This window comes from Paraburkholderia sp. HD33-4 (assembly GCF_021390635.1).
GTDB lineage: Bacteria > Pseudomonadota > Gammaproteobacteria > Burkholderiales > Burkholderiaceae > Paraburkholderia.
Genome location: NZ_JAJEJS010000002.1, coordinates 839,636 through 864,736, shown reverse-complemented (window position 1 = coordinate 864,736; position 25,101 = coordinate 839,636). Strand labels below are relative to the sequence as shown.

The 25,101-nt window shown below is 63.8% G+C and carries 25 protein-coding genes; 12 read left to right on the top strand and 13 right to left on the bottom strand.

What is annotated here, in order from left to right; all coding sequences use genetic code 11:
- Nucleotides 1-21: 21 nt before the first annotated feature.
- The 3 genes from L0U84_RS23845 to L0U84_RS23835 all read right to left on the bottom strand — a co-directional run bounded on the left by L0U84_RS23845 (nt 22) and on the right by L0U84_RS23835 (nt 3,845).
- Nucleotides 22-1,977, bottom strand: coding sequence for an aconitase family protein (locus L0U84_RS23845; RefSeq protein WP_233853158.1), 1,956 nt, complete (start codon nt 1,975-1,977; stop codon nt 22-24).
- Nucleotides 1,978-2,109: 132 nt separating this feature from the next.
- Nucleotides 2,110-3,012: a LysR family transcriptional regulator gene (locus L0U84_RS23840; protein ID WP_233853156.1), complete on the bottom strand. Its 903-nt coding sequence runs from the start codon at nt 3,010-3,012 to the stop codon at nt 2,110-2,112.
- A 104-nt stretch (nt 3,013-3,116) separates the two neighbouring features.
- Nucleotides 3,117-3,845 (bottom strand): 2OG-Fe(II) oxygenase, encoded by a 729-nt coding sequence (locus tag L0U84_RS23835; protein WP_233853154.1) that lies wholly within the window; start codon nt 3,843-3,845, stop codon nt 3,117-3,119.
- Nucleotides 3,846-4,113: 268 nt separating this feature from the next.
- Between L0U84_RS23835 and L0U84_RS23830 the strand changes: the two genes are divergently transcribed.
- Entirely contained in the window at nt 4,114-4,761 is a 648-nt protein-coding gene (locus L0U84_RS23830; protein ID WP_233853152.1) for a DsbA family oxidoreductase, read from the top strand.
- A gap of 29 nt (nt 4,762-4,790) precedes the next feature.
- Complete coding sequence (locus L0U84_RS23825) at nt 4,791-5,273, top strand: CPBP family glutamic-type intramembrane protease (protein ID WP_233853150.1); 483 nt, start codon at nt 4,791-4,793, stop codon at nt 5,271-5,273.
- An 85-nt stretch (nt 5,274-5,358) separates the two neighbouring features.
- On the opposite strand, the gene ppnP is transcribed toward L0U84_RS23825, so the two are convergent.
- The gene (gene ppnP, locus L0U84_RS23820; RefSeq protein WP_008917257.1) at nt 5,359-5,679 is read right to left on the bottom strand and encodes a pyrimidine/purine nucleoside phosphorylase; all 321 of its coding nucleotides are present in this window, start codon (nt 5,677-5,679) and stop codon (nt 5,359-5,361) included.
- Between the two features lie 196 nt (nt 5,680-5,875).
- Here ppnP and L0U84_RS23815 point away from each other — a divergent pair, with 196 nt between their 5' ends.
- Complete coding sequence (locus tag L0U84_RS23815) at nt 5,876-6,451, top strand: cysteine hydrolase family protein (protein ID WP_233853140.1); 576 nt, start codon at nt 5,876-5,878, stop codon at nt 6,449-6,451.
- Between the two features lie 30 nt (nt 6,452-6,481).
- On the opposite strand, the gene L0U84_RS23810 is transcribed toward L0U84_RS23815, so the two are convergent.
- Both L0U84_RS23810 and L0U84_RS23805 read right to left on the bottom strand, forming a co-directional pair.
- Nucleotides 6,482-7,270: a GNAT family N-acetyltransferase gene (locus tag L0U84_RS23810; RefSeq protein ID WP_233853138.1), complete on the bottom strand. Its 789-nt coding sequence runs from the start codon at nt 7,268-7,270 to the stop codon at nt 6,482-6,484.
- Between the two features lie 3 nt (nt 7,271-7,273).
- Nucleotides 7,274-7,453: a hypothetical protein gene (locus L0U84_RS23805; RefSeq protein ID WP_233853136.1), complete on the bottom strand. Its 180-nt coding sequence runs from the start codon at nt 7,451-7,453 to the stop codon at nt 7,274-7,276.
- A 61-nt stretch (nt 7,454-7,514) separates the two neighbouring features.
- Here L0U84_RS23805 and L0U84_RS23800 point away from each other — a divergent pair, with 61 nt between their 5' ends.
- Nucleotides 7,515-7,901: a BON domain-containing protein gene (locus L0U84_RS23800; protein WP_233853133.1), complete on the top strand. Its 387-nt coding sequence runs from the start codon at nt 7,515-7,517 to the stop codon at nt 7,899-7,901.
- A 142-nt stretch (nt 7,902-8,043) separates the two neighbouring features.
- On the opposite strand, the gene L0U84_RS23795 is transcribed toward L0U84_RS23800, so the two are convergent.
- Nucleotides 8,044-8,820 (bottom strand): hypothetical protein, encoded by a 777-nt coding sequence (locus tag L0U84_RS23795; protein WP_233853131.1) that lies wholly within the window; start codon nt 8,818-8,820, stop codon nt 8,044-8,046.
- A gap of 517 nt (nt 8,821-9,337) precedes the next feature.
- On the opposite strand from L0U84_RS23795, the gene L0U84_RS23790 reads away from it, so the two are divergent.
- Both L0U84_RS23790 and L0U84_RS23785 read left to right on the top strand, forming a co-directional pair.
- Nucleotides 9,338-10,477 (top strand): major royal jelly family protein, encoded by a 1,140-nt coding sequence (locus L0U84_RS23790; RefSeq protein ID WP_233853129.1) that lies wholly within the window; start codon nt 9,338-9,340, stop codon nt 10,475-10,477.
- A gap of 342 nt (nt 10,478-10,819) precedes the next feature.
- Entirely contained in the window at nt 10,820-10,969 is a 150-nt protein-coding gene (locus L0U84_RS23785; protein ID WP_233853127.1) for a hypothetical protein, read from the top strand.
- A 30-nt stretch (nt 10,970-10,999) separates the two neighbouring features.
- Here L0U84_RS23785 and L0U84_RS23780 read toward each other — a convergent pair whose 3' ends face one another.
- The 4 genes from L0U84_RS23780 to L0U84_RS23765 all read right to left on the bottom strand — a co-directional run bounded on the left by L0U84_RS23780 (nt 11,000) and on the right by L0U84_RS23765 (nt 14,006).
- Nucleotides 11,000-11,992, bottom strand: coding sequence for a bifunctional helix-turn-helix transcriptional regulator/GNAT family N-acetyltransferase (locus L0U84_RS23780; protein ID WP_233853124.1), 993 nt, complete (start codon nt 11,990-11,992; stop codon nt 11,000-11,002).
- 174 nt (nt 11,993-12,166) lie between these two features.
- Nucleotides 12,167-12,709 (bottom strand): hypothetical protein, encoded by a 543-nt coding sequence (locus L0U84_RS23775; RefSeq protein WP_233853123.1) that lies wholly within the window; start codon nt 12,707-12,709, stop codon nt 12,167-12,169.
- Between the two features lie 95 nt (nt 12,710-12,804).
- Nucleotides 12,805-13,164 carry a protocatechuate 3,4-dioxygenase gene (locus tag L0U84_RS23770; RefSeq protein ID WP_233853122.1) on the bottom strand — a complete coding sequence of 120 codons (360 nt, stop codon included), beginning with the start codon at nt 13,162-13,164 and terminating at the stop codon, nt 12,805-12,807.
- On the bottom strand, nt 13,164-14,006 hold the full coding sequence (locus L0U84_RS23765) for a gallate dioxygenase (protein WP_233853116.1): 843 nt from the start codon (nt 14,004-14,006) through the stop codon (nt 13,164-13,166). The genes L0U84_RS23770 and L0U84_RS23765 overlap by 1 nt, the downstream gene beginning before the upstream one ends.
- A 391-nt stretch (nt 14,007-14,397) precedes the next feature.
- Between L0U84_RS23765 and L0U84_RS23760 the strand changes: the two genes are divergently transcribed.
- Nucleotides 14,398-15,099 (top strand): GntR family transcriptional regulator, encoded by a 702-nt coding sequence (locus L0U84_RS23760; protein ID WP_233853114.1) that lies wholly within the window; start codon nt 14,398-14,400, stop codon nt 15,097-15,099.
- On the top strand, nt 15,096-16,403 hold the full coding sequence (locus L0U84_RS23755) for a LysR family transcriptional regulator (protein ID WP_233853112.1): 1,308 nt from the start codon (nt 15,096-15,098) through the stop codon (nt 16,401-16,403). The genes L0U84_RS23760 and L0U84_RS23755 overlap by 4 nt, the downstream gene beginning before the upstream one ends.
- A gap of 23 nt (nt 16,404-16,426) precedes the next feature.
- Here L0U84_RS23755 and L0U84_RS23750 read toward each other — a convergent pair whose 3' ends face one another.
- Nucleotides 16,427-17,326, bottom strand: a complete 900-nt coding sequence (locus L0U84_RS23750; protein ID WP_233853109.1) for a DUF1932 domain-containing protein — start codon at nt 17,324-17,326, stop codon at nt 16,427-16,429.
- Nucleotides 17,327-17,619: 293 nt separating this feature from the next.
- Here L0U84_RS23750 and L0U84_RS23745 point away from each other — a divergent pair, with 293 nt between their 5' ends.
- Complete coding sequence (locus L0U84_RS23745) at nt 17,620-18,216, top strand: molybdopterin-dependent oxidoreductase (RefSeq protein ID WP_233853107.1); 597 nt, start codon at nt 17,620-17,622, stop codon at nt 18,214-18,216.
- Here the strand turns inward: L0U84_RS23745 and L0U84_RS23740 are convergent.
- The gene (locus L0U84_RS23740; RefSeq protein WP_233853105.1) at nt 18,211-20,346 is read right to left on the bottom strand and encodes a tetratricopeptide repeat protein; all 2,136 of its coding nucleotides are present in this window, start codon (nt 20,344-20,346) and stop codon (nt 18,211-18,213) included. The two genes, L0U84_RS23745 and L0U84_RS23740, sit on opposite strands and share 6 nt — an antisense overlap.
- A 288-nt stretch (nt 20,347-20,634) precedes the next feature.
- Here L0U84_RS23740 and L0U84_RS23735 point away from each other — a divergent pair, with 288 nt between their 5' ends.
- The 3 genes from L0U84_RS23735 to L0U84_RS23725 all read left to right on the top strand — a co-directional run bounded on the left by L0U84_RS23735 (nt 20,635) and on the right by L0U84_RS23725 (nt 25,079).
- The gene (locus L0U84_RS23735) at nt 20,635-21,045 is read left to right on the top strand and encodes a DUF2946 domain-containing protein (protein ID WP_233853103.1); all 411 of its coding nucleotides are present in this window, start codon (nt 20,635-20,637) and stop codon (nt 21,043-21,045) included.
- An 82-nt stretch (nt 21,046-21,127) separates the two neighbouring features.
- Nucleotides 21,128-23,503, top strand: a complete 2,376-nt coding sequence (locus L0U84_RS23730; RefSeq protein WP_233853101.1) for a TonB-dependent receptor — start codon at nt 21,128-21,130, stop codon at nt 23,501-23,503.
- Nucleotides 23,504-23,582: 79 nt separating this feature from the next.
- Nucleotides 23,583-25,079: a PepSY-associated TM helix domain-containing protein gene (locus L0U84_RS23725; RefSeq protein WP_233853099.1), complete on the top strand. Its 1,497-nt coding sequence runs from the start codon at nt 23,583-23,585 to the stop codon at nt 25,077-25,079.
- The last annotated feature ends 22 nt before the right edge of the window (nt 25,080-25,101 follow it).

The window sequence follows — 25,101 nt, the reverse complement described above, 5'->3', positions numbered from 1 at the left end:
GGCCGGAGTCCGGCCAGCATTCTAGCCGTGCGCGCGCCGCAATTGTTCGAACGTGGTGATTTTTCCGGCCAGCGCGCTCGCCGCAACGGTGTACGGGCTCGCGAGCCATACATCGCCCGGTCCCGAACGGCCGGGGAAATTGCGGTTGATCGCGCTGATCGTCACGTCGTTCGCGTTGGCCGATTGTCCCGGCCCGCAGTTCGCGCACGAACCGCAGCCGGGCATCACGAGCGTCACGCCCGCGCGCTCGAACACCGGCAGATAGCCCTGCCCCTCGCAATATGCACGCACCGCCATCGTGCCGAATTGCAGGTACAGACGCGTGCGCTCGGGCACGCGCAGGCCGTGCTCGACGCCCCAGCGCAGCACCTCGTGATAGAAATCGAAGTCCTCGCGCTTGCCCGCGGTGCACGAACCGCCATACGCGATATCGATCGCGACGTCCTGTTCGAGCCGCGGCGCCGGCACGCCGTTGCCGGGGTCGCCCGGACGCGCGAGCATCGGTTCGATCGCGTTCGCATCGATATGGATCGTGTCGCGATAGGTGACGCCCGCGTCGCTTTTCATCCAGTCTTGCAGCGCGAACTCGACGCCGCGCCGCTCCTTGAGGAACGCGACCGTGCGCTCGTCCGGCTCGACGATGCCGGTGAAGCCACCAAGTTCCGCGACCATGTTGGTCAGCGTCGCGCGTTCGTCGATCGACATCGCGCGCACCGCCGCGCCGCCGTATTCGAACACGAGGCCGATCGCGCCGCCCGAGCGGATCGCGTCCATCCGCAGCAGATGCAGCACGACGTCCTTCGCTGTCACGCCGTCGCGCAACCGGCCGTCGATCTCGATGCGCAGCGTCTCCGGCACCTTGCAGCGCACATAGCCCGTGACCCAGCTATTGGCGATTTCGGTCGCGCCCGCGCCGAACGCGAGGCAGCCGAGCGCGCCCGAATGCGGCGTATGCGAATCGGTGCCGCACGCGACCTGCCCCGGCAGCGCGTATTGCTCGGCCATCAACGCATGACAGATGCCCTCGGAGCCCGGCACGCCATCGAGCGCGCCGTGCGAGCGCACCGGGTAGTCGCGCGAGAACGTCGTGTGACCTTCCATCAGATTCGCGACGCCCGGCAGAAGACCGTCGCGAACATGCGGGATGCTCTGCGGGGCGAGCACCAGATGGTCCTGGAACGCGATGATGTGATCCGGCGCATGCAGCGGCGCGGGCTTGCCGAACGCGCGATGCATCAAATGCGCGCACATGCCGGTGAAATAGTCGTGGCTGAAGCGCCAGTCGGCGGCGATGAACACGCCGTCGCCGCGCTTCGCGCTCGCCGTGCCCGGATGCAGATGACGGCCGATGATTTTCTCGACCAGCGTTTTCGGCTCGGCGCCCGGCTCGTCGTTCGCGGCGTCGCCCGCGCGGTCGGCCGGCGCCGGCCAGTCTGCGAACCGGCTATACGCGAGCAGCCCGCCACTGCGGATGATCTGCTGCGTGAGCGCGTCGCGGCCCTTCAGGAATTCATCGATCGGCACCGCTTCGCCCGCGAGCAGGCGATCGAGCACGGAAAAATCCGTCGTGGTCAGAATGCCGATGTTGTCGCAATTCTGCTGATAGATGCGCTCGAAGCTCTCCGCAACGATCAGGCGAATACCCGCGGACAACTCCGCGAGCGGGCTCGATTCGCGCGACGAGCCCTTGCCGTAGCGCTTGCCCGCCACCGTCACGCGAAAGCCGCCGTCCTTCACCGCGTTGCGGCCGATCGGCAGACGCTCGCCCGCCTTGAAGCCGACGTACGGGTACTGGCCGAGGCGCTCGTCGTAGGTGAGCATCACGGTGACAGGCGTGATCTCGTCCGTCGACACGTTGTCGCGCAACGGCCCCGCCGTCTCGCGCGTGAAGTCTTCGCCGGCCAGTTGCGCCTCGATCACGGCCGGGTCCTGCGACAGGTACAGCACGCGGCCATCCAAACGAATCGTATCGCTCATCACAGCATTCTCCTTGCACTAACTATACGGCGCGCAAGGCCGATGCCGAAGTGCCGGTGCGGCAACGCTGCCGTCTCGTTTCGCGAATGCTCGATGTTGGAGCCGCTCTGCGGCGGGCGGGCGGGGGATTGCCTAAGGCTGATTGCCGAGGAACGACACCAGCGCGGCCGCGCTCGCGCTCAACTGCTCGCGCGCCTTGAAGATGATGATCAGATGACGCTCCGCCCACGCATCGGCAAGCGGCAGCAGCCTCACGTCGAGCGTGTTCACGTAGAGCAGGCCCACCGGCTCGGGCACGATCGCGATGCCAAGCCCCGCATGCACCATCCGGCACAGCGCATCGAGACTGCTCACGCGCATGCGCACGTCGAGCTGCCGGCCCGCGCTCGCCGCCTGCTGAGCGAGCAGACGCGTGAGCGCGCTTTCGCTGCGCAAGCCGACGAAGCTGTCATGCAGCAGATCGTCGAAGCTCACCCGCGCCACGCTGGCGAGCCGATGCCCGCCCGGCACGAGCACCGCGAGCCGGTCCTGGCGGTACGGCACCTGCTCGAACGCCTCGCTGCCCGCGACCGGATTGCAGATGCCAAAGTCCGCGCCATGTTCGTCGACGATACGCAGCACGTCCGCGCTGTTTTCTTCTTCGAGTTCGATCGATACATCGGGGAACGCGCGGCCGAACGCGGCCACGTCTTCAGGCAGAAACTGCACGATCGACGACAGATTCGCGACCACCCGCACGCGCCCTTTGACGCCCGTCGAAAAGCGCGACAACTCCGCACTCATCTGCTCGATATTGCCGATGATCGCGAGCGCGTAACGCAGCACGGTTTCGCCGACCGGCGTCACGGTAATGCCGCGCGACTGCCGCTGAATCACCGGCAGGCCGATCAGCGCCTCGATCTCGGCAATGCGCCGGCTCACTGCCGACGACGCGATGAACTCGCGCTCCGCCGCGCGCGCGATATTGCGCTCCTGGCAAACGGCGACGAACAGACGCAGCGAAGTGAGATCGAGCTTCTTGAGCAGGTTTTCCATGGGACGAGACGACGGGTCTTACGACAATGGCGGCGGATCGCTGCAACCGTGGCCGTTATCGTCTCACGGCGCGCAGTGTTACGCCATTGCGCCGACCGCGGTCCTCACAGCGCATCATGAAAGATGATGCCGACCGTATGCCGATGTCCCGAGCGCAGGCGGCTCACGCCATGCCGCAGATTCACGCGATACGGCCCACGCGTACCCTGCACGGGCCGGCTGTTCACGGTAAACACGACCGCGTCGCCCTTCGCGAGCGGCACGACTTCGGCGCGCGACTGCATGCGCGGACGCTGCTCGGTCATCACGAACTCGCCGCCGGTGAAGTCGCGTCCCGGCTCCGACAGCAGCACCGCAACCTGCAGCGGGAAAACGTGTTCGCCGTACAGATCCTGATGCAGGCAGTTGTAATCGCCCTCGCCGTATTGCAGGATCAGCGGGGTCGGCCGCAACTGGCCGGCGTCATGGCAGCGTCGAATGAAATCCGTGTGCTCAGGCGGATAGCGCACGTCGATGCCCATCGCCCTATTCCAGCGGTTCGCGACAGGCACGAGGTGCGGATACAGCGAGCCGCGCAAGCCGTCGACGAGCGACGGCAGCGGATACGCAAAGTACTTGTATTCGCCGCGCCCGAAGCCGTGGCGCGCCATCACGATGCGGCTGCGATAGAGCGCGTCGCGTGGATAAAGCGCGCTCAGCGCGTCGCATTCGCGCGGCGTCAACAGTTGCGGAACGGCGGCGCAACCGTACTGGTCGAGATCGTGTTCGATCCGCGGCCAGTCGAGTGCGTCGACACGTTGGCCGATGGTTTGGGTGGGGGCAATTGCGTTCATCGTCGGTGAGTGGGCGACCTGGCTCGTTGCCGGCGCCGTGAAAGTAGATAGCTCGATGACCCTAGGGCCTGTTCACGCTAATAACGTTCGCAAGCCCGTTATTAGCGTGAACAGGCCCTAGTGTAAGAGCGTGGTGGCGCGAAAACACTCCGGGTCTTGCGGTCAAATTCGGCGGCACTGCACGGGCGCACGATTCACGCTACGCTGTCGGTATCGTTGCGGCCGCATTGGTCCGGCCGCACCGCACTTCATTGCCCCAGGGACAACCATGAAACAGCAGCTCACCATCGATTTCGTTTCCGACATCGCCTGCCCGTGGTGCGCGATCGGCCTGTCGTCGCTACAGCTCGCGCTCGCGCGGCTTCAGGACAAGATCGACGCGCGCATCGTCGTGCATCCGTTCGAACTGAATCCGCAGATGGGACCGGACGGCGAAGACATCGTCGAGTATCTGGGCAAGAAATACGGCCGCACGGCCGCGCAGATCGCCGAAACGCAGACGATGATCCGCGAACGCGGCGCGAGCGTCGGCTTCGATTTCGGACCGCGCACCCGCACCTACAACACGTTCGACGCGCACCGTCTGCTGCATTGGGCCGGCCTGAAGGGCCAACAGTTGCCGCTGAAGCTCGCGCTATTGCGCGCGTATCACACCGAGGGCAAGAATCCGGGCAATCATGACGTGCTGGTCGAAGCGGCCCGGTCGGTCGGACTCGACGCCAGCGAAGCGCGCGAAGTGCTGACGAGCGGAGCGTATGCCGGTGAAGTGCGCGAAGCGGAGAAGAACAATCAGGAAATGGGCATTCAATCGGTGCCGTCGATCATTTTCAACCGTCGCTATCTGGTGACGGGCGGCCAGCCGGTCGAACAATTCATGCAGGTGATCGAGGAGATCCTGGCGAAAGAGACGGCGTAAGATCCCGGCAATCGCGAACGGAGCCCACATTGCACGCGCTGTCGGTTTTAACGAAGAGAAGCTGGAGCGAGCTGCCCCGATGGGGGCTGATAATCGGCGGTGCGGCAATCATGTTTTTTGGGCAGATCGCGCTGATATTCGCTCAATACGCGCTATGGGGCGCGCCGGCACCACATCAAAACCCGCTCGCCGGTAAACCGATTCCGGTCCAGCTGTTCTTTATCGTGATCCTGATGCCGTTTCTGGAGACGATCGTCGGGCAATGGCTGCCCATTCGACTCATCAACGGCGTCTTCCGTTTGTCGTGGCGGGTTGCCGCGGCGGGGTCGATTGCACTGTTCACGCTGATGCACGGTTACGTCGATCGTGCGGTCGTGACCATTCTGTTGGGTGCAGTGGTGCTGGCGGCAGTGTTCATCGTCGAAGCCAAGCGTAACGGACGGCCCGTTCTGAGCACCTGGCTCACGCATGCACTCGCAAATGCGAGCGTGTTGTCGCTTCAACTTCTTTGAAAGGAAAGAGTGGGCCCATTGCCCCAACCGTCCTCGCCGCGTGCAACAGGTCTTTGTTATCCCATTGCACGCGCTCTAAAACCGCTTACAGATAGCTGCAAACGTAGTCCAGCGTTTCAACCACATCGATATCGAAGCGGCTCTTGCCCGGCACCGAGAACGATTCGCCCGCGCCATAGGTCTTCCACTCATCGCTGCCGTCGAGGCGGATGCGGCACTTGCCCGCCTGCACTTCCATCAGTTCCGGGGCGTCGGTACCAAAGTTCAGTGTGCCGGGCAGGATCACGCCGAGCGTCTTGCGCGTGCCATCGGCGAACAGCACGGTGTGCGACACGCACTTGCCGTCGAAGTACACGTTGGCTCGTTTGACAACAGAAACCTGGTCGAATTGCGTTGCAGCCGTCATGGCGGTCTTCCTCTGGGTCATCGTGAATGGATGCGTTGCCGCCCGGTGGGCGCGGCAGACGGCGCGCGATCCGCGCAAGCCGCCCGCGCGGGACGCTGGTCCGGGCGCGAGCCCGCCATCATACAGGCTATCGATTGCGGCAATACGGTAAAGTCTGCCGGAACCCTATCGACACCTGCACAGACTCATTCACCCCATGCGCTCCCCCACTCCTTCCGCCGGCGCTGTACTGTTGCTGATCGATCTGCAACGCGCGATCGATGATCCGAGTTGGGGCGAGCGCAACAATCCCGAAGCCGAGACGCAGGTGAGCCGCTTGCTCGCGCATTGGCGCAGCCGGGGTTGGCCGGTGTGGCATGTGCGGCACGACTCGACGGAGCCCGCGTCGCACTATCGGCCGGGTCAGGCAGGACACGAATTCAAGGCGTCGAACATGCCGTTGCCGGATGAGCCGGTGATTGCGAAATGCACGAATAGCGCGTTCATCGGCACGGCACTCGAGGAGCGCCTGCGCGCCGCCGGCCAGACGACGCTGGTCGTGGCGGGTGTCATCACCAACAACTCCGTCGAGACCACGGTGCGAATGGCCGGCAACCTCGGCTTCGATACGTATCTGGTGGCCGACGGCTGTTTCACTTTTGCGCGGACCGACTGGAACGGAACGCTGCGCAGCGCCGACGACGTCCATGCGATGTCACTCGCGAATCTCGATCACGAGTACTGCACGGTCGTCACGACGGATGCGCTACTGGGCGACCGGCAACCGCAATAGCCGGAACGCCTTCACGGGGCCTCAGCGGCGTCAGTTGCCGCCGAGCTTCAACCTGAACCCATATACCGCCAATTCCTGCTGGGAAAAATCCAGATCTTCCGAGCGCACGAAGCCGAGGCTCTCGTACATGGCCCACGCCGACTGCATCGCCCTGGTGGTATGCAAAACGACCTCGGCGTGTCCGCTTTGACGCGCCAGGTCGATACACGCGAGCGTCAAGGCCTTGCCCGCGCCCTGGCCGCGGTATTCCGGATCGACGCCGAGCAGCCGGATACCGGAAGCATTCTTTACCGCGGTCGCGGCTCCGCCCGATCCGTACTGCGCCATATCGGAGAAGTACACGACCCCACCCAACAGCTCATTCGATTCCGACAGCGCGACCAGCACACGCGTGCCCGGCTTTTCGGTGAAACGGGCGATATGGGCGAGCATGTCGTAATAGCCCGGCTGTTCGTCGGGCTTCGGAAAGCCAGGCAGCGCGGCATAAACTTTGACCAGCAATTGACCCAGTCTGGCCAATTCGTCGGGATTGCCGTCGCGAATAGAAAGTTTCGATTTCATTGGCGTCCTTCTGCGGCCGACGGCGCTTGCGCGAGCAAGCTCATCCGCGCGGTGGTTTTCAGATCGATGAAGCGCAACATCGTATCCCAACCGTGCAAAGTCAGAAACGATCAAATCTCGTGAAAGGTACTCGCTTACGATTGCCGCTTCGACCGTGGCACCGTGTAGCACCCATACGCCGCGCACCGAGAAGCGCGAGCAGGTGACCCGCGAACGCATCGGGGCCGCGCCGCTCATGGGCATCGCGATGAGCGGCATGCACTACACTGGCATGGCTGCGGCGCGGCGAGCGGCATCGGGCCGGAATCGCTCGCGGTGGTGATGGTTCCGGCCGCGCTCGTCATTCTGGTGGTCGCGTTGCTGGCGTTTCATCTCGATGCACGCGCGAAGTATTTCGCGGATTCCGTCGCGCGACTCGACGATCACGTCGATCGCATGCACGACATCTCGCGAGAAGTGAGAACTTCGCGCGCTGTTCAAACCGGGTGGTACAGGAGGACGTGTGAGAAAAGACAGCGCGAGCACCATAATCGGCGCAATTGCCGCGGCAGCGATTGTGATCGGCACTGCGACCTGTGCGAATGCGCAAACCAGTGGCGGCATGCCGAACGATGCATCCGCGCAAAGCCAATCCATCGCGGCATCGCCGGCTCGCAACAGACCCGATAGTGAACTCACCCGCGATGTGCGGCGCGCGCTCTCGCGCACACCGAACCTGCATGCAACGGGGATTCACGTGCAAGCGCGCCGCGGTATCGTGACGCTGACCGGTTGGGTGCCGCAGCGCGCCCAGGTGCAACGCGCGAGCAATGTCGCGAGATCGGTGCGCGGAGTCCGACAGGTGAATAACCGTCTGAATGTGCGCACGAGAGGCGCCAGCGGTCACTAGTGCAAAGCGAATAGAAGAAAGTACTCAGCCCGACGCGAATGCGCCGGGCTGAGTACTTTCCGTCGACCATTCAATCGATGCGCGCGAGCATTCGCTGCAGCGCTCCATTATTGCGGAACGCCGCCACGACTCGCGCGACACCTCAACGCCACATACGATAGCTATATACCGGCGCGCGATACGCATACACGCGCGGCTGCGCCCAATAGACCGGAGGACGATAAACCTGATAAGCGACAGGCGCGACCGGTTGAACGACCGTTTCCACGACCTGCGGCATTTCATCGTATTGCTGCGCCTGCGGATAAACCGGCACGTACTGCACAGGCGGCTGAGGATAGTCCTGCCGCACGTACACCGGCTGGTTGTCGTAGACCGGTTGCATCTGCGCGTAGGCCGGTGCCTGCTGGTATTGCATAGGCGGCGGCGCATATTGCGGCTGCTGGTACACCTGCTGATATTGCTGTTGCGGCGGCGGTTGCGGCACCTGACGCTGCGCGTACTGGACCGGCTGCGGCCTTTGAGGCTGCGGCGGAATACTCGTGTACTTCGAGTTGTCGTCTTCGGGGACGCCCGCCGGCAGCGGCGGCACGTCGACCCGTGCGACGTCGGTCTTGGCGGGTTGCCGTTGACCGTGATTGTGCGAGTCGATCATGGCCTGGTAATCGGCCTGATCCTGCTTGCCGCGATTGATATAGCCATTGCGATACGCGCGAGCCACGTCCGACATCTTCGCAGTCGGATCTTCTTTCATGCCGTCCGCATTGACCTTGTACTCGTTCGGACTGAGCGAGCCGGCCGGCACCTCGTCGGACGCATACGCCGCTTCGGGTCCGTCGGCCCACGCTGGATAACACTGCAGCGTCAGCACCGAAGCGACCGTCGTCACCCCGAACCCCCAAAGCGCCTTTGTTCTCATGATCCACCTCACGGCCGATTAAGAGTATTGAAAGCCGAAATTATTACTTGCATGCTTGGCTATTTGTCTGCGCGTGCAATTGATATTTTTTAGCACATTCCTTAGACGTCGGCATTATTTTTTCTTTGCAAATGAGCGGTGTAGCGCACGAGTGACACGGCGGCTCCGAATGCGAGGCAGGAGAAACCCTGGGAGTCAAAGTTGCCGAAGTGGACCGGTCGGTACGGCGGCTCCGCGAGCCGCCGAGGATCGATTCATTTCACCCCGAATGACACAGTACCGACACGACCTTTTGGTGCGCCAGGTCGCGTGGGACGCTGCGCGACGACTCGGCTTTCCCTATTGCGCGCCCAGCCGTTCTCTGCTCGCGCGAAAGTCAAACAATTTGCATAAAGGGCGATCCGCAATTCACATTGAATACCTTCCGAAAGATTCGCGGATTACGATTCACTTTATCTTCGCACGCGGCATTTGCTTTGCTGAATACGGACATTTTCATCCTGTTCCGGAGACGCCCATGAAAGACAGCGCCACGCCACCCGCCGCGGATCGGGTTCCGCTGACCGCCGCGCCTGCATCGAGCATCGGTGACGACGGCTCGCGGCCGCATCTACGCGAGATTGCGTCGTTTGGGCACCAGGTGAGCGGCGTCGCCGTCGCCGCAGACGGACGCATCTTCGTCAACTTCCCGCGCTGGACGGAAGACGCGCCGATCTCCGTCGGCGTACTCACTCCCGATGGCGACGTCCGTCCGTATCCCGACGACCGATGGAACGGCTGGCGCAATGCGAGGCGTGACGAGTTGAACCCGCAGGATCGCTGGGTCTGCGTGCAGGCGGTGCTGTGCGATTCGCAAAACAATCTGTGGGTACTCGACCCCGGCGCGCCCGCCCAGGCGTTCGTCGTGCCGGGCGCCCCCAAACTGGTCCGCATCGATCTTGCGACGGATAGCGTCGCCGGCTGCATCGCGTTCACGCTCGAGATCGCACCTCAGGGTAGTTATCTGAACGACGTGCGCATCAGTCCCGACGGCCAATTCGCCTACATCACCGACTCCGGAACACGCGGCGCGATCGTGGTGGTCGATCTCGGCACCGGTCAAGCGCGCCGCGTGCTCGACGGGCATCCGTCGACGCAAACGGATCCGCACGTCACCGTCCATGCAGCCGGCGCGCCGTTGCGCCGTCCCGACGGACGCGGCGTCGATGCTTCGGCCGACGGCATCGCGCTGACCCATGATGGACTGTATCTGTACTGGCAGGCGCTGAAGGGCAAAACGCTTTATCGCGTCCCCACCGAAGCGCTTCGCGACACCGCGCTCGCGACCGACGAAGTCGGCGAGCGCGTCGAGAAAGTGCTCGAGCATCGCCCCGCCGACGGGCTGCATATCGACCGGACGGGACGCCTGCTGATTACCGCGGTGGAAGAACACGCGGTGAAGGTATGGGACGGCACGACCTTGACGACGCTGCTGCACGAGCGCGGCCTGCGCTGGCCGGATTCGTTCGCGGAGGGGCCGGACGGCACGATCTACCTGACCGATTCGCGCATTCCCGAGATGAACTGGTTCAGGCCGGGCCATCCCGACGCGCTGTCTTCGCGGTTGCTGATCATTGCCGACGCCGCTCCGTCAGCGGGCGGATCTGCGGGCGGTTGAGCCGAGATCCCTAACGGCTCACCGAGGGCTCACCGAGGGCCCCGACGATCTCACCCCGCCGGGAAGCGGCCCGCTCGAAGACAACGCTCCGACAGCGACGCCGGACACCAAACCGGGCTTCCCGCCAAGCTTGCAACGCGAAGCGGACCGGACCCACTCGCCCGACTTGAGCCGCTTCGCCACACCGCGGCCGCCTACCGTCCCGGCTGCCCGGCGCGCCGAGGTCGCCCGGGAACGCGCGATGCTACTGGAGGATAAGGAGCTGGCGCGTGCCAGCGCGCCTGCCGTCCATTCACGCGTCCAACGGCGCTGGGGGTCGAGGGGATGATCGGCGAAATCTCATTGGCAACGCACTGCCCGCCTGCGAACGGACAGCCGCTGACGCTCGACTCCGCGATCAACGGACACGATGCGCCCGCGCAGGCGGCCGCATTGAGCCGCGTGCTCGGTGAGTTGGCCGACCGGATCGCGGCGACCGTCGTCGCGCACTGACCGAAGGTATCGAGTTCTTTGCTGCGTCGATCACGCAGTACCGGCACCGCCTTCCTTTGCGGAAAGCCGGTTGAAACGCTGCTCGACGACGCGTGTTCCCCATTGCGCGCCTTCCGATTCTTCGCTGAGCCGAAAGCCGAACGACTCGTACAGATGGCGCGCCGCGTCGAGGCCCTTGAAAGTCCATAGATAGGTTTCGTCGAATCGCTCGTCGACGAAACGCATGGCATGCGACAGCAATTGCCGTCCAACCCCGGAGCCGCGCAAAGAATCGTCGACGATGAACCAGCGCAAATGCGCGACACCCGCGTCGTTATCCCCGTCGATTACGACGGAAGCGAGCGTGCGGCCGTTTTCGACGTATAGCCAAAGCCCTTTGCCTTCGGCCGGCAAGGTGCCCGCGAACTCCGCCAGTTCCGTCGCGACCTTTTTCTCGAAGAACGCGCCGAAACCCCAGTGCTCCGCGTAATAGCGCCCGTGCAGACTCGCGATGTCGCCGATGCAGCCGGGTTGATAACCTTGCACGATTCCCGCGGACCCTGCTTCCGTCGCCGCGACCTTGCTGACCTCACCCTGCGCGAGGGCGTCCGCGTAAAGCGCGAGAGAACGGACCAGCGTCTGCTGGTCTGCCGGAACCATGCGCCGCAGCGCGCCGGACACGCGGTCGGTCGCGAACTGGTCGATCTTCTTGCGCAGCTTCTGTCCCTCGGCCGTCAGATACAGCTCGGAAGAGCGGGCATCGTCGACGGAGACGGTGCGCTCGACGAGTCCGCTCGCTTCGAGCTTCGCGATCTGGCGGCTCGTATTCGACTTGTCGAGCCGCAGGATGGTCGCCAGATCTTTGGCGCTGATGCCCGGCGACATGCCGATCTCGATCACCGCATGAACGGCCGAGGGCGCCAGATCGCTGTCGGCGATCGTCGTGCGCATGAAGCCGAGTTCGCGAACCAGTCGGCGGGAAAATTCGCGGAGTTCGAGAATGGTGGTGTCGCGGGACTTGGCGGGGGCGTCGATCAGATCCATGAGGGGCTCGCTATCGGTTGCGTTGCGCAATCAATATAGTTGCGGTCCGCAACTTATGCAAGAGCCTAATTGCGGGCGGGAATCGTCGCCGTGCGGCGTCCAAATTAAAAAAGCCGGGCTCGATCGAACCCGGCTTCCATTTCGGAACGACCCGAATCAAACTGCCGAAACGCCTCAATACCGCCGTTCGGCCATCAGCCGCTTGACGGTCAAAGCCAACGGCACGGTAAAAAAGATGTGCGACATGAACCCGCCGATGATCACGGCCGGGTCGAAATAGTCCGGATGGTTATTCGACGCGATCATGATCGCGACATGCATGACGATCCACGCAATCACCGCATAGAACAGCGCGACCAGCGTCGCTTCATAGCCGCGCCGCCGGAAGTACGGCCAGATCGCCGCAAACAGCACGCCCCACGCGATCGCGAAGAAAAAGTGAATCCCGGTGCCGACGATATAAGCCCAGATGCCAAGCGATGCCTGCACGTCTTTGCCGAACACGAGCCCCGTCGCATTGCGCGGAATGCCTGCGAGCGGCATCAGATGCTGCGCGTCGACCCATACGAGCGCTTCGTAAATCCAGATCACCACGGCGCCGACCAATCCGCCGATCACGCCCGCGCGCAACGTCGCGCCGCGATCCGGTGCACCGGACTCCGCGATTCTCAGCCGCCGGTCCAAACCCCCTTCGCTGATGCCGAACTTGCTGACCATCTCCCCTCTCCCTGGAATGGACTACACATCGGAACTTCAAATCGGCTTGCCCAGCGGACAGTGCCGCCTCGATGCGCCCCTTCGATGCCCGGCCTTCAAACGGCGTCGGGTACCTGGCGAGTCTTCAGAAACGCTTCGAGCGTTTCGCCGCGCATGCTCGCGTACACGCCGAGATTCGTGATCTTCACCACGCGCGCGAATTTTTCGAGCACGAAGAACGACACGCCATAGCGGATCAGGCCGATCCAGTCGGTGTTGTCGACCAGCGCGCGTTCTTCCGGCGTCAGGCCGGCCGCATCGTAAGAGGCGGTGCGGTTTTCGAGCCACAGCGCGCGCGCCGACGCTTCACGCATCTGCCAGAAAAAGCGGTTCAGGCGCATCGCCTTCATGCTCTGGCGGATATCGAACGGATACGTGCCGGTCAATTCCTCGACGCCAACCAGTTGCGGATTCATTACGCCACCTCTTCTTCGTAGATCGTCACGGCCATCGCGGTGCTGGTCGCGAGATAGTAGTTGCGATGCAGTTCGCGGACCTTCTTGCCGAGCGCGCCGCGCATCGCGAGCCACATGATCGTCTCGACGCTCTCCGCGCCGCCGAGGCGCACGTAGTCGACATGCTTCATCGCGGCGAGACGCTCCGGATCGTTGACGATCAGGTCGAGGAACTCCATGTCCCATTCGGTATTGTTGAAACCGCTGCGTTCGCCGTGCACCTGGTGCGACAGCCCGCCCGTGCCGACCACCACGACCTTCAGATCCTGCTCGAACGATTCGATCGCGCGACGCAGCGCCTGGCCGAGCCGGTAGCAGCGATTCGCGGTGGGCAGCGGATACTGCAGCACGTTGACTTCGAGCGGCACCAGCGCCAGCGGCCAGCCGCCCTGATGCGGCAGCATCAGCGACAGCGGCGAATTGACGCCGTGATCGAGCGCGCGGTCCTGGAACACCGTCAGATCGAACTCGTCGGCGACCAGTTGCTCGACGATATGGATCGCGAGATCCGGATGACCGGCAATGTCCGGCAACGGACGCTTGCCCGCACCTTCATCGGCGAATTCGTGATTCGGCGACACGCCGAGCGCGAACGTCGGATAACAGTCGAAGAAGAAGCTGTTCGCGTGGTCGTTGTAGAACATCACCATCACGTCGGGCTTCTGCTCGGCCAGCCACTGCGCCACCGGTTCATAGCCCTTGAAGAGGGGTGCCCATGCCGGGTCGTTCTGCTTGCCCTTGTCGTACGCCAACCCGATCGTGGGTACATGGGACGTGCCGATACCACCAATGATCCTTGCCATATTCGCTCTCTTCCGTCACTTCGTGCTGCTGCCAATCGGATAGGTCGCCGAGGTCACCGCGCTGGTCACCGCGACCGTCTTGGGATACAAAGATAGAAATTGTGCCTCGATACGGGAAGTACGGGTATACCTCAGGCGGGACTGAGTTGATGGGTAAAAACCCGGCATTCGGGCGCCCGGCGAGCGGATGAAGCGCGCCGCGAGCCACGCCGCACTGGGCTTTCTCGGTATCCCAAGCCCGTGCGGCAAGCCTTCCGCGGCACCCCTGCGGCTCGCTTGGCGATAAATAAAACAGATGGCCTGGAAAACAACTCGCAACGCACATTTTTAAGGCTTGGAGCGACACTGCACGCGTGGCTATACTGCCGTGCTTCCGACCAGCGACACAGCGATGAACGAGACGACCCAGCAAGCGATTGTGCAGACCTTACGCGAGAAGATTCTGTCGGGCGAACTGTCGCCCGGGCAGCGGCTCGTCGAAGCGCAACTCGCGCAATGGCTCGGCGTGTCGCGCACGCCGCTGCGTTATGCATTGAGCGTACTGTCGTCGGAAGGTCTGCTCGACCGTTCGGGCTCGCGCGGTTACGTCGTACGCCGTTTCAGCGTGCGCGACGTGCTCAACGCGATCGACGTGCGCGGCGTGCTCGAAGGACTCGCCGCGCGCTCGGTCGCCGAAAACGGCGTGAGCGCCGCGCTCGCCGCCGCGCTCGACGACTGTCTGCGCGAAGGCGACGAAATCTTCGAGCAAAAGCATCTGCAGCCAGGCGACGACGTGCGCTACGCGCAGATGAACGGCCGCTTCCATGCGCTGATCGTCGAAGCGGCGCAAAACCAGGCGGTCACGGCCGCGCTCAGTCTGAACGACAAAGTGCCGTTCGTGTCGCCGTTCACGATCGCTTTCGACGAATCCGCGCGCGAGCGCCAATTCATGATGCTGATGTACGCGCATCGCCAGCATCACGCGATCGTCGACGCGCTGAAAAATGGCGAAGGCGCGCGCGTCGATGCGTTGATGAAGGAGCACACGCATATCTCGAAGGAAAGTTTGAATCTGTCGCTGCCATCGTTGCATCTGATCGCGGGCGCGGCATGAGCAACGACACGGTTTCCGCCGCAACCGGACAGGCAGCCGCCAAAGCGCCGCTGTCGGTCAGCAGCAAGGACCTGCTCAATCTCGCGCAACTGCGCGCATTCCGGCTCGTCGCCGATATGGGCAGCGCGACGCGCGCGGCGGCCGCGCTGTTTCGCGCGCAGTCGGCGGTCACGCGCTCCGTGCAGGAGCTCGAGTCGGCGCTCGGCGTGCCGCTGTTCGATCGCGGTCCTTCGGGCATGCTGCCCACCCCGGTCGGCCGCGCGGTGCTGCATCGTTGCGAGCGGATCTTCGCTGAACTCGAAGAGCTCGCTCAATGGTGCGCCGCGCGACATGCGCGCCGCCGGCCCGTCGCGGAAGGCACATTGCCCGCCTATCTGCTCAACACGCGGCGGCTGCAGCTATTCGCGGCGCTCGCGCGGCATCGGCACATGCCGAGCGCGGCGAAAACCTTCGGCATCAGTCAGCCCGCGGTGAGCACCGCGATTCGCGTGCTCGAAAGCGGCTCGGGGCTGAGTCTGTTCCATCGCAGCCCGCGCGGCATTCTACTGACGGCCGAGGGCGAAACGTTTCTGCTGCACGTACGCCGCGCGCTGAACGAATTGCGCCACGTCCCCGACGACATCGCCGCGTTGCACGGCAAGATTCAGGGCTCGGTGACGGTCGGCGCGTTGCCGCTCGGCCGCACATTGATCCTGCCGAAGGCCATCGCGCGAATGACCTCGGAGAATCCGGGCGTGCGCGTGGTCACCGACGAAAGCGCGTACGAGACACTCGTAGCCGGTCTGCGCGCGGGCGATATCGATTTCATTCTCGGCGCGCTGCGCGACAACGACGCGACGAGCGGCCTGAAAAACGAGCGGTTGATGTCGGAAGACATGGTGGTGCTGGTGCGCCAGGGTCATCCGCTGACTCAGGTGCGCGATCTGACCATCATGGGACTGCGCGACGCGCAGTGGATTCTGCCGCGCAGCAACGCGCCGGCGCGTGCGCTGTTCGAAACGCAATTCAAGCGGCTGAAAGTGAAGCCGCCTCTGCCGACTGTCGAGACCGCCGACCTCGCGGTGATTCGCGGTCTGCTGCTCGGCACCGACATGGCGGCCGCGCTGTCGGCGCAGCAGTTGCATCACGAGATCCAGTCCGGGCAACTGGTGGTGCTCGACGTACCGCTGCACAACACGCGGCGCGAGATCGGCCTGACGATGCGCGCGGCGGGCACGCCGTCACCGGCCGCGCGCGCATTGATCGATGCGATCCGGCTGTCGGTCGTCGATGTGACGCGCACCGTCAGCATCGGCGCGACCTGAGCGTTTGCATTGCAAGAGTTCGCTCAACTATTCCTATCCGGGTCCGGCAGGCCATCGAAAAACGCGCGCCAATCGAACGGCGTGGGCAACGTGCCGTAGTCGATGCCGCCCGCTTCCATCGCATCGACCACGCCGTCCTGCAAGCGCGCGGATGCATCGCTCATGAATGGTGTGATGCCGGCTTCGCGCAGCGTCTGCGATACCTCGCGCATTTCCGCGGCGCGCCGTCGTCCATGCTCGGCAACCCGGCTGACCAGATAGCCAGGCACGCCCGCATCGCCACGCATCCTGCCGAACGTTTCCGCGAGCGATTCGAGCACGATCGACTCCGCATCGTAATGCCGCGCGGCACGCAGACATTCGACGGTCAACGCTTCGATACCCTTGATCATCACGCTGCGGCACATTTTCGCGGCCGATGCGACGCCGACTTTCTCCGCTACCGCACGCGCATGGAAGCCGAGCTCGTTGAGCTGCGACGCGACATGCGCCGCGCTCGCGCCGCCCAGCAGCATCGGCACCGCAAGACCGTAGGGGGGCACCGGCGCCATCACCGCGGCCTCGACGTATTGCGCGCCAGCGCCTTCGATACACGCCTGCGCATGCTGCTTGGTGGCTGGCGACACCGAGTTGATGTCGAGATAAACCTGCTCTCGCCGAATGCATCGCGCGACCGCCTGCGCGACCTCGAGATCGGCATCGGCCGTGACTGCGGAGACGATGAGTTGGGCTCCGTCGAGCGCGCTTTGCAACGTGTCGGCGACGCGAACGTCGGCCGCTCGCGCCTTGTCGCGCAGCGCGTCACGCCGCAGATCGAACATCGACACCTGCACGCCCTTCGCGGCCAGCGCCGCGCCGAGTATGCCGCCTACTTCGCCGAAGCCGATCAATGCGATATGCGTGAATTCGCTCATGCGTGACATTGCGGTATCTCCTTGTGTGATTCTGCTGGTGTGCGCGAGGCTCTTGCCGTGTGCTTATTGCATGCGTCCATTTTCATTGTAGAAGCACTTCGTCATAAACCTGCGAAGACGCGCACCGCATTGGATCGCCGCGCAAGGAACCGTGCCAGCCGCGGCGCGAATCGCATGCGGAAATAGCATAGCGAATGACGCGTAAATGAAGCATCGTCATATCACCTGCGGCGACAATTCTCCGACAATAGAAAGCGCGGGCCTCACCATGCCGAAGCTCAACGTCATCCGGAGAAAATGTAATGAACAAACGCCAGTTTTTGACCAGCGCCGCGGTACTGGGTGCGGCGGTCTCGCCCGCATTCGGCGCGAAACGCGAGCATGCCGAATGCGCGCCCTCTCCAGTTGTCCTGACGATCTCCGGCGCGATCAAGCGCAGCAATCGCGGCGCGCTCAATCCGGCTTTCGATCAACTGCTCGCGAAACATCAGGTGAAGTTTTCGCAAGCGTACGGCGTCGATCTGCCATTGCTCGCCAGCATGAAGACCGTGACGATCCACCCGACGATCGAATACGATGCGCACCTGCATACCTTCAGCGGCCCGCTGCTGACCGACGTGCTCGCGCATGTCGGCGCGCCCGACGCGGGCAGCACGCAAATCGTCATGCACGCGGTCGACGGCTACGCGGTGCAGACGACGCTCGACAAGGTGCGCGAGTATCGCTTCATCGTTGCGACGGAAATGGACGGTAAGCCGCTGGCGCTCGGTGGCGTAGGGCCGTTATGGGCGATCTTCGACGCGGACCAGATTCCCGAACTCGCGGCCAAGCCGCTGAAGGACCGCTTCGAATTGGCCCCGTGGGGCCTGTATCACATGCAACTCACCGAAGCGTCATAGCGCGCCGCCGAATCGCTCGACGCACGCCCTCCGCACGCGCTCGACCGAGCTTGCCCAACCCTCACCCGGCCCGCGCCGGAACAGACGTAGCGTGTGGGGGTACCAAGGCGAATCGTCGCGTTCGTGCATCCAGCGCCAATCGACGTCTCTCTCCGGCAGCATCACCCAGCACGGCTTGCCGAGCGACGCGGCCAGATGCGCGATCGACGTGTCGACGCAGATCACCAGATCGAGTTGCGCGACGATTGCCGCGCTGTCCGAGAAGTCCATCACGCGCGCGCCGAGATCGAGCAGCGGCTGCGCGGCCGGCGGCTTGCGCGCTTCGTCCTCGCCCTGCCCCTTCTGCAAGCTGACGAAGTTCACACCCGGCACGTTCCACAGCGGCGCGAGCGCGGCGAGCGACGCCATCGAGCGATTCGCGTCGTTATGATGCTTCGCGTTGCCCTTCCAGACCAGACCGACCCGGTGGCCGGGCGGCAGCGTGTCGAGCGCGACGCGCCATTGTTCGACGAGCGCCGGATCGGCGCTCAATCGCACGGGGTGTGGAATCGTATCCACCGTCGTGCGCAAATACAACGGCACGCTCAGCAGACTGGTCCAGCAATCGTAGGTCGAGGCGCGCGCGAGCGCTCCATCGTGGTCGAGCACCGCATCCACGCCATCCACCCTGGCGATCAGCCGATGCAACGCCGGCGCACACGCGAACGCGATATGCGCGGCACCCAACGCCTTCAGCATCGGAATATAGCGGCTGAATTGCAGCATGTCGCCGAGGCCGTCCTCCTGCCACAGCAGCACGGACTTGCCCGCTAACGGCTCGCCCCGCCATTGCGGACAACTGAGCATCGTCTGCGACTTTCGATGAATGAAATGGGGCTGCTCATAGCGGCATTCGTAGAGGGGCCATCCCTCGTCGAAGCGGCCGGAGCCGAGCAGCAGCACGGCGAGACTGAAACGCGCCTCGCCATAGCCGGGGTTCAAAGCAATCGCCTGCCGATACTCGCTTTCCGCCTCGACAAAGCGCCCGAGTTGCGTCAGTGCATTGGCAATATTCGCATGCGACTCGGCGAGTTGCGGCGACACCGCGGCCGCATGCCGGAACGCGTCGAGCGCTTCCTGAAAACGCTCGAGCACGCGCAGCACGCAACCCAGATTGTTGTGCGCATGAGCAAGCCCCGGCTGGCAGCGAATCGCGTCCCGGTAAGCCTGCTCGGCTTCCGTATAGCGCTCCTGCCTGAATAGCGCCACGCCCAGGTTGTAATGCGCCTCCGGGTAGTCCGCCCGATGCGCGAGCGCCTCGCGGTACGCCGCCTCGGCCTCGCTGACCCGATCGAGATCGACCAGCACCGCGCCAAGATTGAGATGCGCTTCCGCATAGTCGGGCCGAATGGTGATCGCGAGCCGGCAAGCCAGCTCCGCCTCCGCGAGACGCTGCGTCGCCTTCAGCACACCGGCGAAATTATTGAGCGCCTCCGGATAGTGCGGCTTGAGCGTCAGCGCCTCGCGATACGCGGCGTCCGCTTCCTCGAGACGCCCGAGTTCCGTCAGCACGCTGCCGAGGTTGTTGTGCAATTCGGCATGCGCCCTCAAGCCGCGCAACGCGTGACGATAAGCCGCTTCTGCTTGCTGCGGGCGTTGCAGTTCGCGCAGCACGATGCCGTGGTTGTAATGCGCTTCGGCGTAGTCGGGGAGAATCGTCACCGCCTGCCGATATGCCGCCTCTGCTTCGGCGCGGTGACCGAGCCCGTAAAGCACGTTGCCGAGTTGATAATGCGCGTTCGCGTCGAGCGGGCGCAGTGACACCAGTTGCCGATACGTCGATTTCGCGGCCGACAGACGGCCGAGCGATCTGAATAGCGAGCCGAGACTCGCGTAGACGTCCGCGTGGTCGGGCTTCAGATACAGGCACTGGCGCCAATGATTCTCCGCGTCCGCCCACTGAAGCAGCGCGAACGAACACGCGCCGGCGATATTCAACGCATCGGCCCGCTGATCGTTCGGCAACGTGCAATCGTCGAGCAGCGGTGCGACGAGCGGCAATGCGTCGGCGAACTGCCCAGCCGAACATAGCGCCACGGCCCGTTGGTTGATGTCGGCGATCGAAGAGGCGGGTGTCTGCGTAAGTGTCATGTGTGGTGGCGATGTTTCAGCGGCGTGGCCGTGCAGCGGGTGCGCCGCGGTCGGGCCGCTGTTGCACTGTCGCGCTGTTGCACTGTCGCGCTGTTGCATTGTCGCGCTGTTGCATTGTCGATTCGATACGCGCACCTCGCGCGATTTCACAGCATAAGTGATTCGCCCGTGCTTCAGCGCCTCGAAATAAGCGCCTTTTCACCGTCTAATCCGTCGCTATACCCGTCATTACGAATGAAAGGATCGCGCGGCGATGCTAGAATCGCCCCCGACTTTTCTTCGACGAACATGACTCGACGCTACCGCAACCACCTGACCGCATGGCTTGGCCTCGTCGCCATGTGGCTCGTCGTGTTCGCGCCGCTCGTGAGTCAGTTGCTCGAATCGGGCCGCGCCCACGAGCCGATTGCCGCGCTGTGTTCGGCGCTTCATCCGGCCGGTGCAAGCGATACAGGCGATGCGAGCGTCGTCGCTCGAACCAGCCCCGCGCCCGTGCATCTGAGCCACGACGATGCATTCGGCGCCTGCGGCTACTGTCATCTGCTCGAACATCACGTCGCGATGCCGACGCTCGCCGCCGTCGAGCCGCCGCCCGCGCTGCCGCTGGCCGGCACCGCGCCAACCACGCTGTCCACCCGCTTCACGCCGCTCGGCGCGTTCCCGTCGGGACGTCCGCGCGCCCCACCTGCCGTTTCCTGATCGCTACCGGTTCTGATCGCGCATTCGTCGCTCACGTCGACGAGGCGTGCGATCGCCTGTTCAATGCATCGAGGAAACGCTCATGTTCAACTTCGCGCTGCGAAGGCTGTCTTTTCGCGTCCGTCGTGACGCTGTCTTTTACGCTCACCGCGCGCTTCGTCGCTCCGTTCGTTGGCGCGCGCTCGTTGCGGCTTTCGTGCCTGCTTTCGTCGCGACACCCGCGCATGCCGCCGACGCAAACACCGACGCGACGCTGCCCGCCGTCAGCGTCAATGCGAGCGCAAGCACGAGCGCCGCACCGCGTGCCGTCGACCCGAATCTGCCCGCCTCCATCGAAACCGTCACGCGCGATCAGTTCGCGCACTGGAACGTCGTCAACACCGAGGACGTGCTCAAGTACCTGCCGAACCTGGCGGTCCGCAAGCGCTTTATCGGCGACCTGAATTCAATCATCGCGGTGCGAGGCACCAGCAATACGCAGAGCGCGCGCGGCCTCGTCTATGCGGACGGCCTGCTGCTGAGCAACCTGCTCGGCAATGGCTATTCATTTCCGCCGCGCTGGTCGATGGTGTATCCCGACGAAATCCAGCAGGTCGACGTCATTTACGGGCCGTTTTCCGCGCTATATCCGGGCAATTCGCTTGGCGCGACCGTGCTGATCAGCACGCGCATGCCGAAGCAGTTCGAGGCGAACGCCGACGTGAAGGCATTCACGCAGCACTTCAGCCTGTTCGGCGTGAACCAGAGTTTCAACGGCAGCGAAGCGAGCGCGTCGATCGGCGATCGGATCGGCAAGTTCTCGTACCTGCTCGGCGTCAATCATCTCGAGAACACGAGTCAGCCGCTGCAATTCGCTACGCTCGCGCAATCGGGCACGCCCGCGAAGGCCGGCGACACGCCCGTCACCGGCGCCTATTTCTACAACAACCAGACCAATACGCCGACGGCCGTGCTCGGCGTGAACGGGGAAGGCATCGAGCACACGATCCAGGATCAGTTCAAGCTGAAGATGCAGTACGACTTCACGCCGACGCTGCAGGGCGGCTTCACGCTAGGCTATTGGCACCAGACGTACAACAGCGACACGTCGACGTTCCTGCGCGACGCGAACGGTAATCCTGTGTACAGCGGCAACGTGTCGATCAACGGCTACCACTACACGATTCCGGCGGCCGCGTTTGCGCCGGGTCTCGGGCACAGCGAGAACTGGCTCTACGGTGTGTCGCTGAAAACACGCAACGCGACCGGCTGGAACGGCGAGGCGATCGCCTCGTATTACGACATCGGTAATAGCGTCGCACGCACCACGAAGGCCGGCGGCCCGGGCAATGGCCCCGGCACCATGCTGTTCGGCGACGGCACTGGCTGGAAGACGCTGGATCTACGCGGCACCTTTACGCCCGCGACGAACCAGGCAGGACTGGCCAATCACGCACTAAGCGTCGGTTACCACTACGACAACTACTTCGTCGACAACCAGACCTACAACACGCTCGACTGGCGCGACGGCGACGCCGCTTCGTTCGCCAACTCGTTCACCGGCAAGACCCAAACGCAGGCGCTTTATGCGCAGGACGCGTGGCGCTTCCTGCCGCGCTGGAAGCTCGTCTACGGCGTGCGCTATGAAGACTGGCAAGCCTACGATGGCGCGCAGTCGCTGCCCGGCACGACCATCGCGTACAGCGACGCCAGCCAGCGTCACTTTTCGCCGAAGGCGTCGTTGTCGTTCGATGTCAGCGACGATCTGACCTTGCGCGCGTCGATCGGTCGCGCTTACCGCTTTCCCACCGCGAGCGAACTGTTCCAGGGGCAAATCAATGGCTCCGCGATCGTCAACAACAATCCGAATCTGCAACCCGAAGACGATCTGTCGAAAGAGTTGAGCGCCGAATGGGCGCACTGGAATGGCGTGTTCCGCTTCTCGCTGTTTCAGGACGACGTGAAGAACACGATCTTCAGTCAGACCGACACCACCGTGATTCCGAACGTGACGAACTTCCAGAACATCGGCAAGGTCCGCTCGCGCGGCGTCGAAACGAGCTATTCGGGCGAGGACGTGTTCGTGCGCGGACTCGATCTGCTCGCGAGCGTCGCGTACACGCAGTCGAAGATCCTCGAGAACGCGCAGAACCCGGCCTCGGTCGGCAAGTACTTTTACCGCATTCCGCTGTGGCGCGCGAATCTTGCCGCGACGTATCACTTCGACGCGCGCGCGGCGCTGACGCTCGCCGCGCGTTACTCGGGCCGTCAGTACAACACGCTGACGAATACCGACACGAACCCCAACGTGTTCGGCGGCACCAGCACCTATACGGTCGCCGACGCGAAGTTCACGTTCAAGCCGACCAGGCTGAGCGAGCTCGGCATCGGCATCGACAACCTGTTCGATGCGCGCTACTTCGTCTACCACCCGTATCCGGGCCGCACCTTTTACGTCGAAGCGAAGCTGCGCATCTGAGGCTGACGCCAGACGCCAGACGCGGCAATCAGCCCGTCGCACACGAACCCATCGCTCCATTTGCCCGACGAGGATTTTCATGTCCACGACTCAAACCGCCCAACGCGTGCGCGCGCAGAACGGTACAACCGCTGCCGCCACGAGCGGCCCGACACATCCAGGCTATCGAACACTGTGGCGCTGGCATTTTTACGCGAGCCTGTTCGTGATGCCCTTTTTACTCGTGCTCGCCATCACCGGCACGCTGTATTGCTTTCAGCCGCAAATCGAGCCGCTGCTGTATCGACAGCAAATGGTCGTCGCACCGCAAGCGGTGCCGAGGTTGCCCGACAACGCGCTGCTCGCGAAAGCGCGCGCGGCGATGCCGCCCGGCTCGGTCGCGACGACCGCCGTGATCACACACGATCCGCAACGCAGCGCCGAATTCGTGTTTCGCCTCGCGGACGGCACGCAGCAGAGCGTCTATCTGAATCCGTACAACGGCGATGTGCTGGGCACGTTGAGCGTCGAGCATCGCTTGATGCAGGTGGATCGCATGCTCCATCGCAAGCTGCTCCTCGGCAAGCCCGGCGAACTGCTGATGGAACTGGCCGCATGCTGGACACTCGTGATGATCGGCACCGGCATCGCACTATGGTGGCCGCGCGGCAAGACGACCGCGCGCGCTGTGCTGCTGCCGCGCCTGGCGCTGAAAGGACGCCCGTTATGGAAGAGCCTTCACGGGACGATCGGCATCTGGCTCGCGCTTGGCGCACTCGCGTTCGTATTGACGGGGTTGCCGTGGACCGGCTCGTGGGGCAAGCAGTTCAAGGCGCTCGCGACCGCGACGAAGCTTGGCGCGCCGCCGGGTGCGTGGGGCGGCTTGCCGTTGCGCTCCATCGTCCCGGGCGCGCCCTCGGACCATCCGGACCACGCGAGCGCCGCACTCGCGCATGCCAGGCACGCCGACATGGACTCAATGCCCGGCATGGTCATGGACGACCTGCCGTTGCCACTGAAGCCGTGGGCCGCGGGCCGCTCGAGCGTGCCCTCTTCCGCACCCACAGACGCGGCACAGCCGCTGTCGCTCGGTCATATCGTCGCGCTCGCCGCGTCGCTCGGTATCGCGGACGGCTACAGCATCGTGCTGCCGAACTCCGTAACCGGCGTCTACACGCTTTCCTATTTCCCCGCGAATCCGAAAGATGAACGCACGCTGTACGTCGACCAATACAGCGGCGCGCTCCTGAAGGACATTCGCTACGACGATTACGGCGCGATCGCGAAGGCCGTGTCGTACGGTACGTCGTTGCATATGGGTCGCTACTTCGGCGTCGCGAACCAGATACTGTGCGCGGTCGTTTCTCTCGGCCTCGCCGCACTGGCGGTGACCGGCTTCGTGATGTGGTGGATACGTCGGCCGCAACGCGCGCTCGGCGCACCGTCGCGCGAGCGCGCCGAGCCGCCAATGCGTGGCTGGAAAACCAGCCTCGCGCTGCTCGCCATCGTTTTCCCGCTGATGGGCGCGACCCTCGTCGCGGTATGGCTGCTCGACCGGCTGGCTTTCGGCCGTGAGTCACGACCGAAACCGAATTGAGTCGCGTGAAATCGGCACTAGC

Coding starts and splice junctions, on each gene's coding strand:
- L0U84_RS23725 (WP_233853099.1), top strand. CDS start 23,583: ATGTCCACGACTCAAACCGCCCAACGCGTGCGCGCGCAGAACGGTACA.
- ppnP (WP_008917257.1), bottom strand. CDS start 5,679: ATGACGGCTGCAACGCAATTCGACCAGGTTTCTGTTGTCAAACGAGCC.
- L0U84_RS23750 (WP_233853109.1), bottom strand. CDS start 17,326: ATGTCACGCATGAGCGAATTCACGCATATCGCATTGATCGGCTTCGGC.
- L0U84_RS23730 (WP_233853101.1), top strand. CDS start 21,128: ATGTTCAACTTCGCGCTGCGAAGGCTGTCTTTTCGCGTCCGTCGTGAC.
- L0U84_RS23765 (WP_233853116.1), bottom strand. CDS start 14,006: ATGGCAAGGATCATTGGTGGTATCGGCACGTCCCATGTACCCACGATC.
- L0U84_RS23790 (WP_233853129.1), top strand. CDS start 9,338: ATGAAAGACAGCGCCACGCCACCCGCCGCGGATCGGGTTCCGCTGACC.
- L0U84_RS23795 (WP_233853131.1), bottom strand. CDS start 8,820: ATGAGAACAAAGGCGCTTTGGGGGTTCGGGGTGACGACGGTCGCTTCG.
- L0U84_RS23755 (WP_233853112.1), top strand. CDS start 15,096: ATGAGCAACGACACGGTTTCCGCCGCAACCGGACAGGCAGCCGCCAAA.
- L0U84_RS23810 (WP_233853138.1), bottom strand. CDS start 7,270: ATGCCGCTCATCGCGATGCCCATGAGCGGCGCGGCCCCGATGCGTTCG.
- L0U84_RS23770 (WP_233853122.1), bottom strand. CDS start 13,164: ATGAATCCGCAACTGGTTGGCGTCGAGGAATTGACCGGCACGTATCCG.
- L0U84_RS23830 (WP_233853152.1), top strand. CDS start 4,114: ATGAAACAGCAGCTCACCATCGATTTCGTTTCCGACATCGCCTGCCCG.
- L0U84_RS23735 (WP_233853103.1), top strand. CDS start 20,635: ATGACTCGACGCTACCGCAACCACCTGACCGCATGGCTTGGCCTCGTC.
- L0U84_RS23745 (WP_233853107.1), top strand. CDS start 17,620: ATGAACAAACGCCAGTTTTTGACCAGCGCCGCGGTACTGGGTGCGGCG.
- L0U84_RS23845 (WP_233853158.1), bottom strand. CDS start 1,977: ATGAGCGATACGATTCGTTTGGATGGCCGCGTGCTGTACCTGTCGCAG.
- L0U84_RS23740 (WP_233853105.1), bottom strand. CDS start 20,346: ATGACACTTACGCAGACACCCGCCTCTTCGATCGCCGACATCAACCAA.
- L0U84_RS23840 (WP_233853156.1), bottom strand. CDS start 3,012: ATGGAAAACCTGCTCAAGAAGCTCGATCTCACTTCGCTGCGTCTGTTC.
- L0U84_RS23815 (WP_233853140.1), top strand. CDS start 5,876: ATGCGCTCCCCCACTCCTTCCGCCGGCGCTGTACTGTTGCTGATCGAT.
- L0U84_RS23780 (WP_233853124.1), bottom strand. CDS start 11,992: ATGGATCTGATCGACGCCCCCGCCAAGTCCCGCGACACCACCATTCTC.
- L0U84_RS23775 (WP_233853123.1), bottom strand. CDS start 12,709: ATGGTCAGCAAGTTCGGCATCAGCGAAGGGGGTTTGGACCGGCGGCTG.
- L0U84_RS23760 (WP_233853114.1), top strand. CDS start 14,398: ATGAACGAGACGACCCAGCAAGCGATTGTGCAGACCTTACGCGAGAAG.
- L0U84_RS23835 (WP_233853154.1), bottom strand. CDS start 3,845: ATGAACGCAATTGCCCCCACCCAAACCATCGGCCAACGTGTCGACGCA.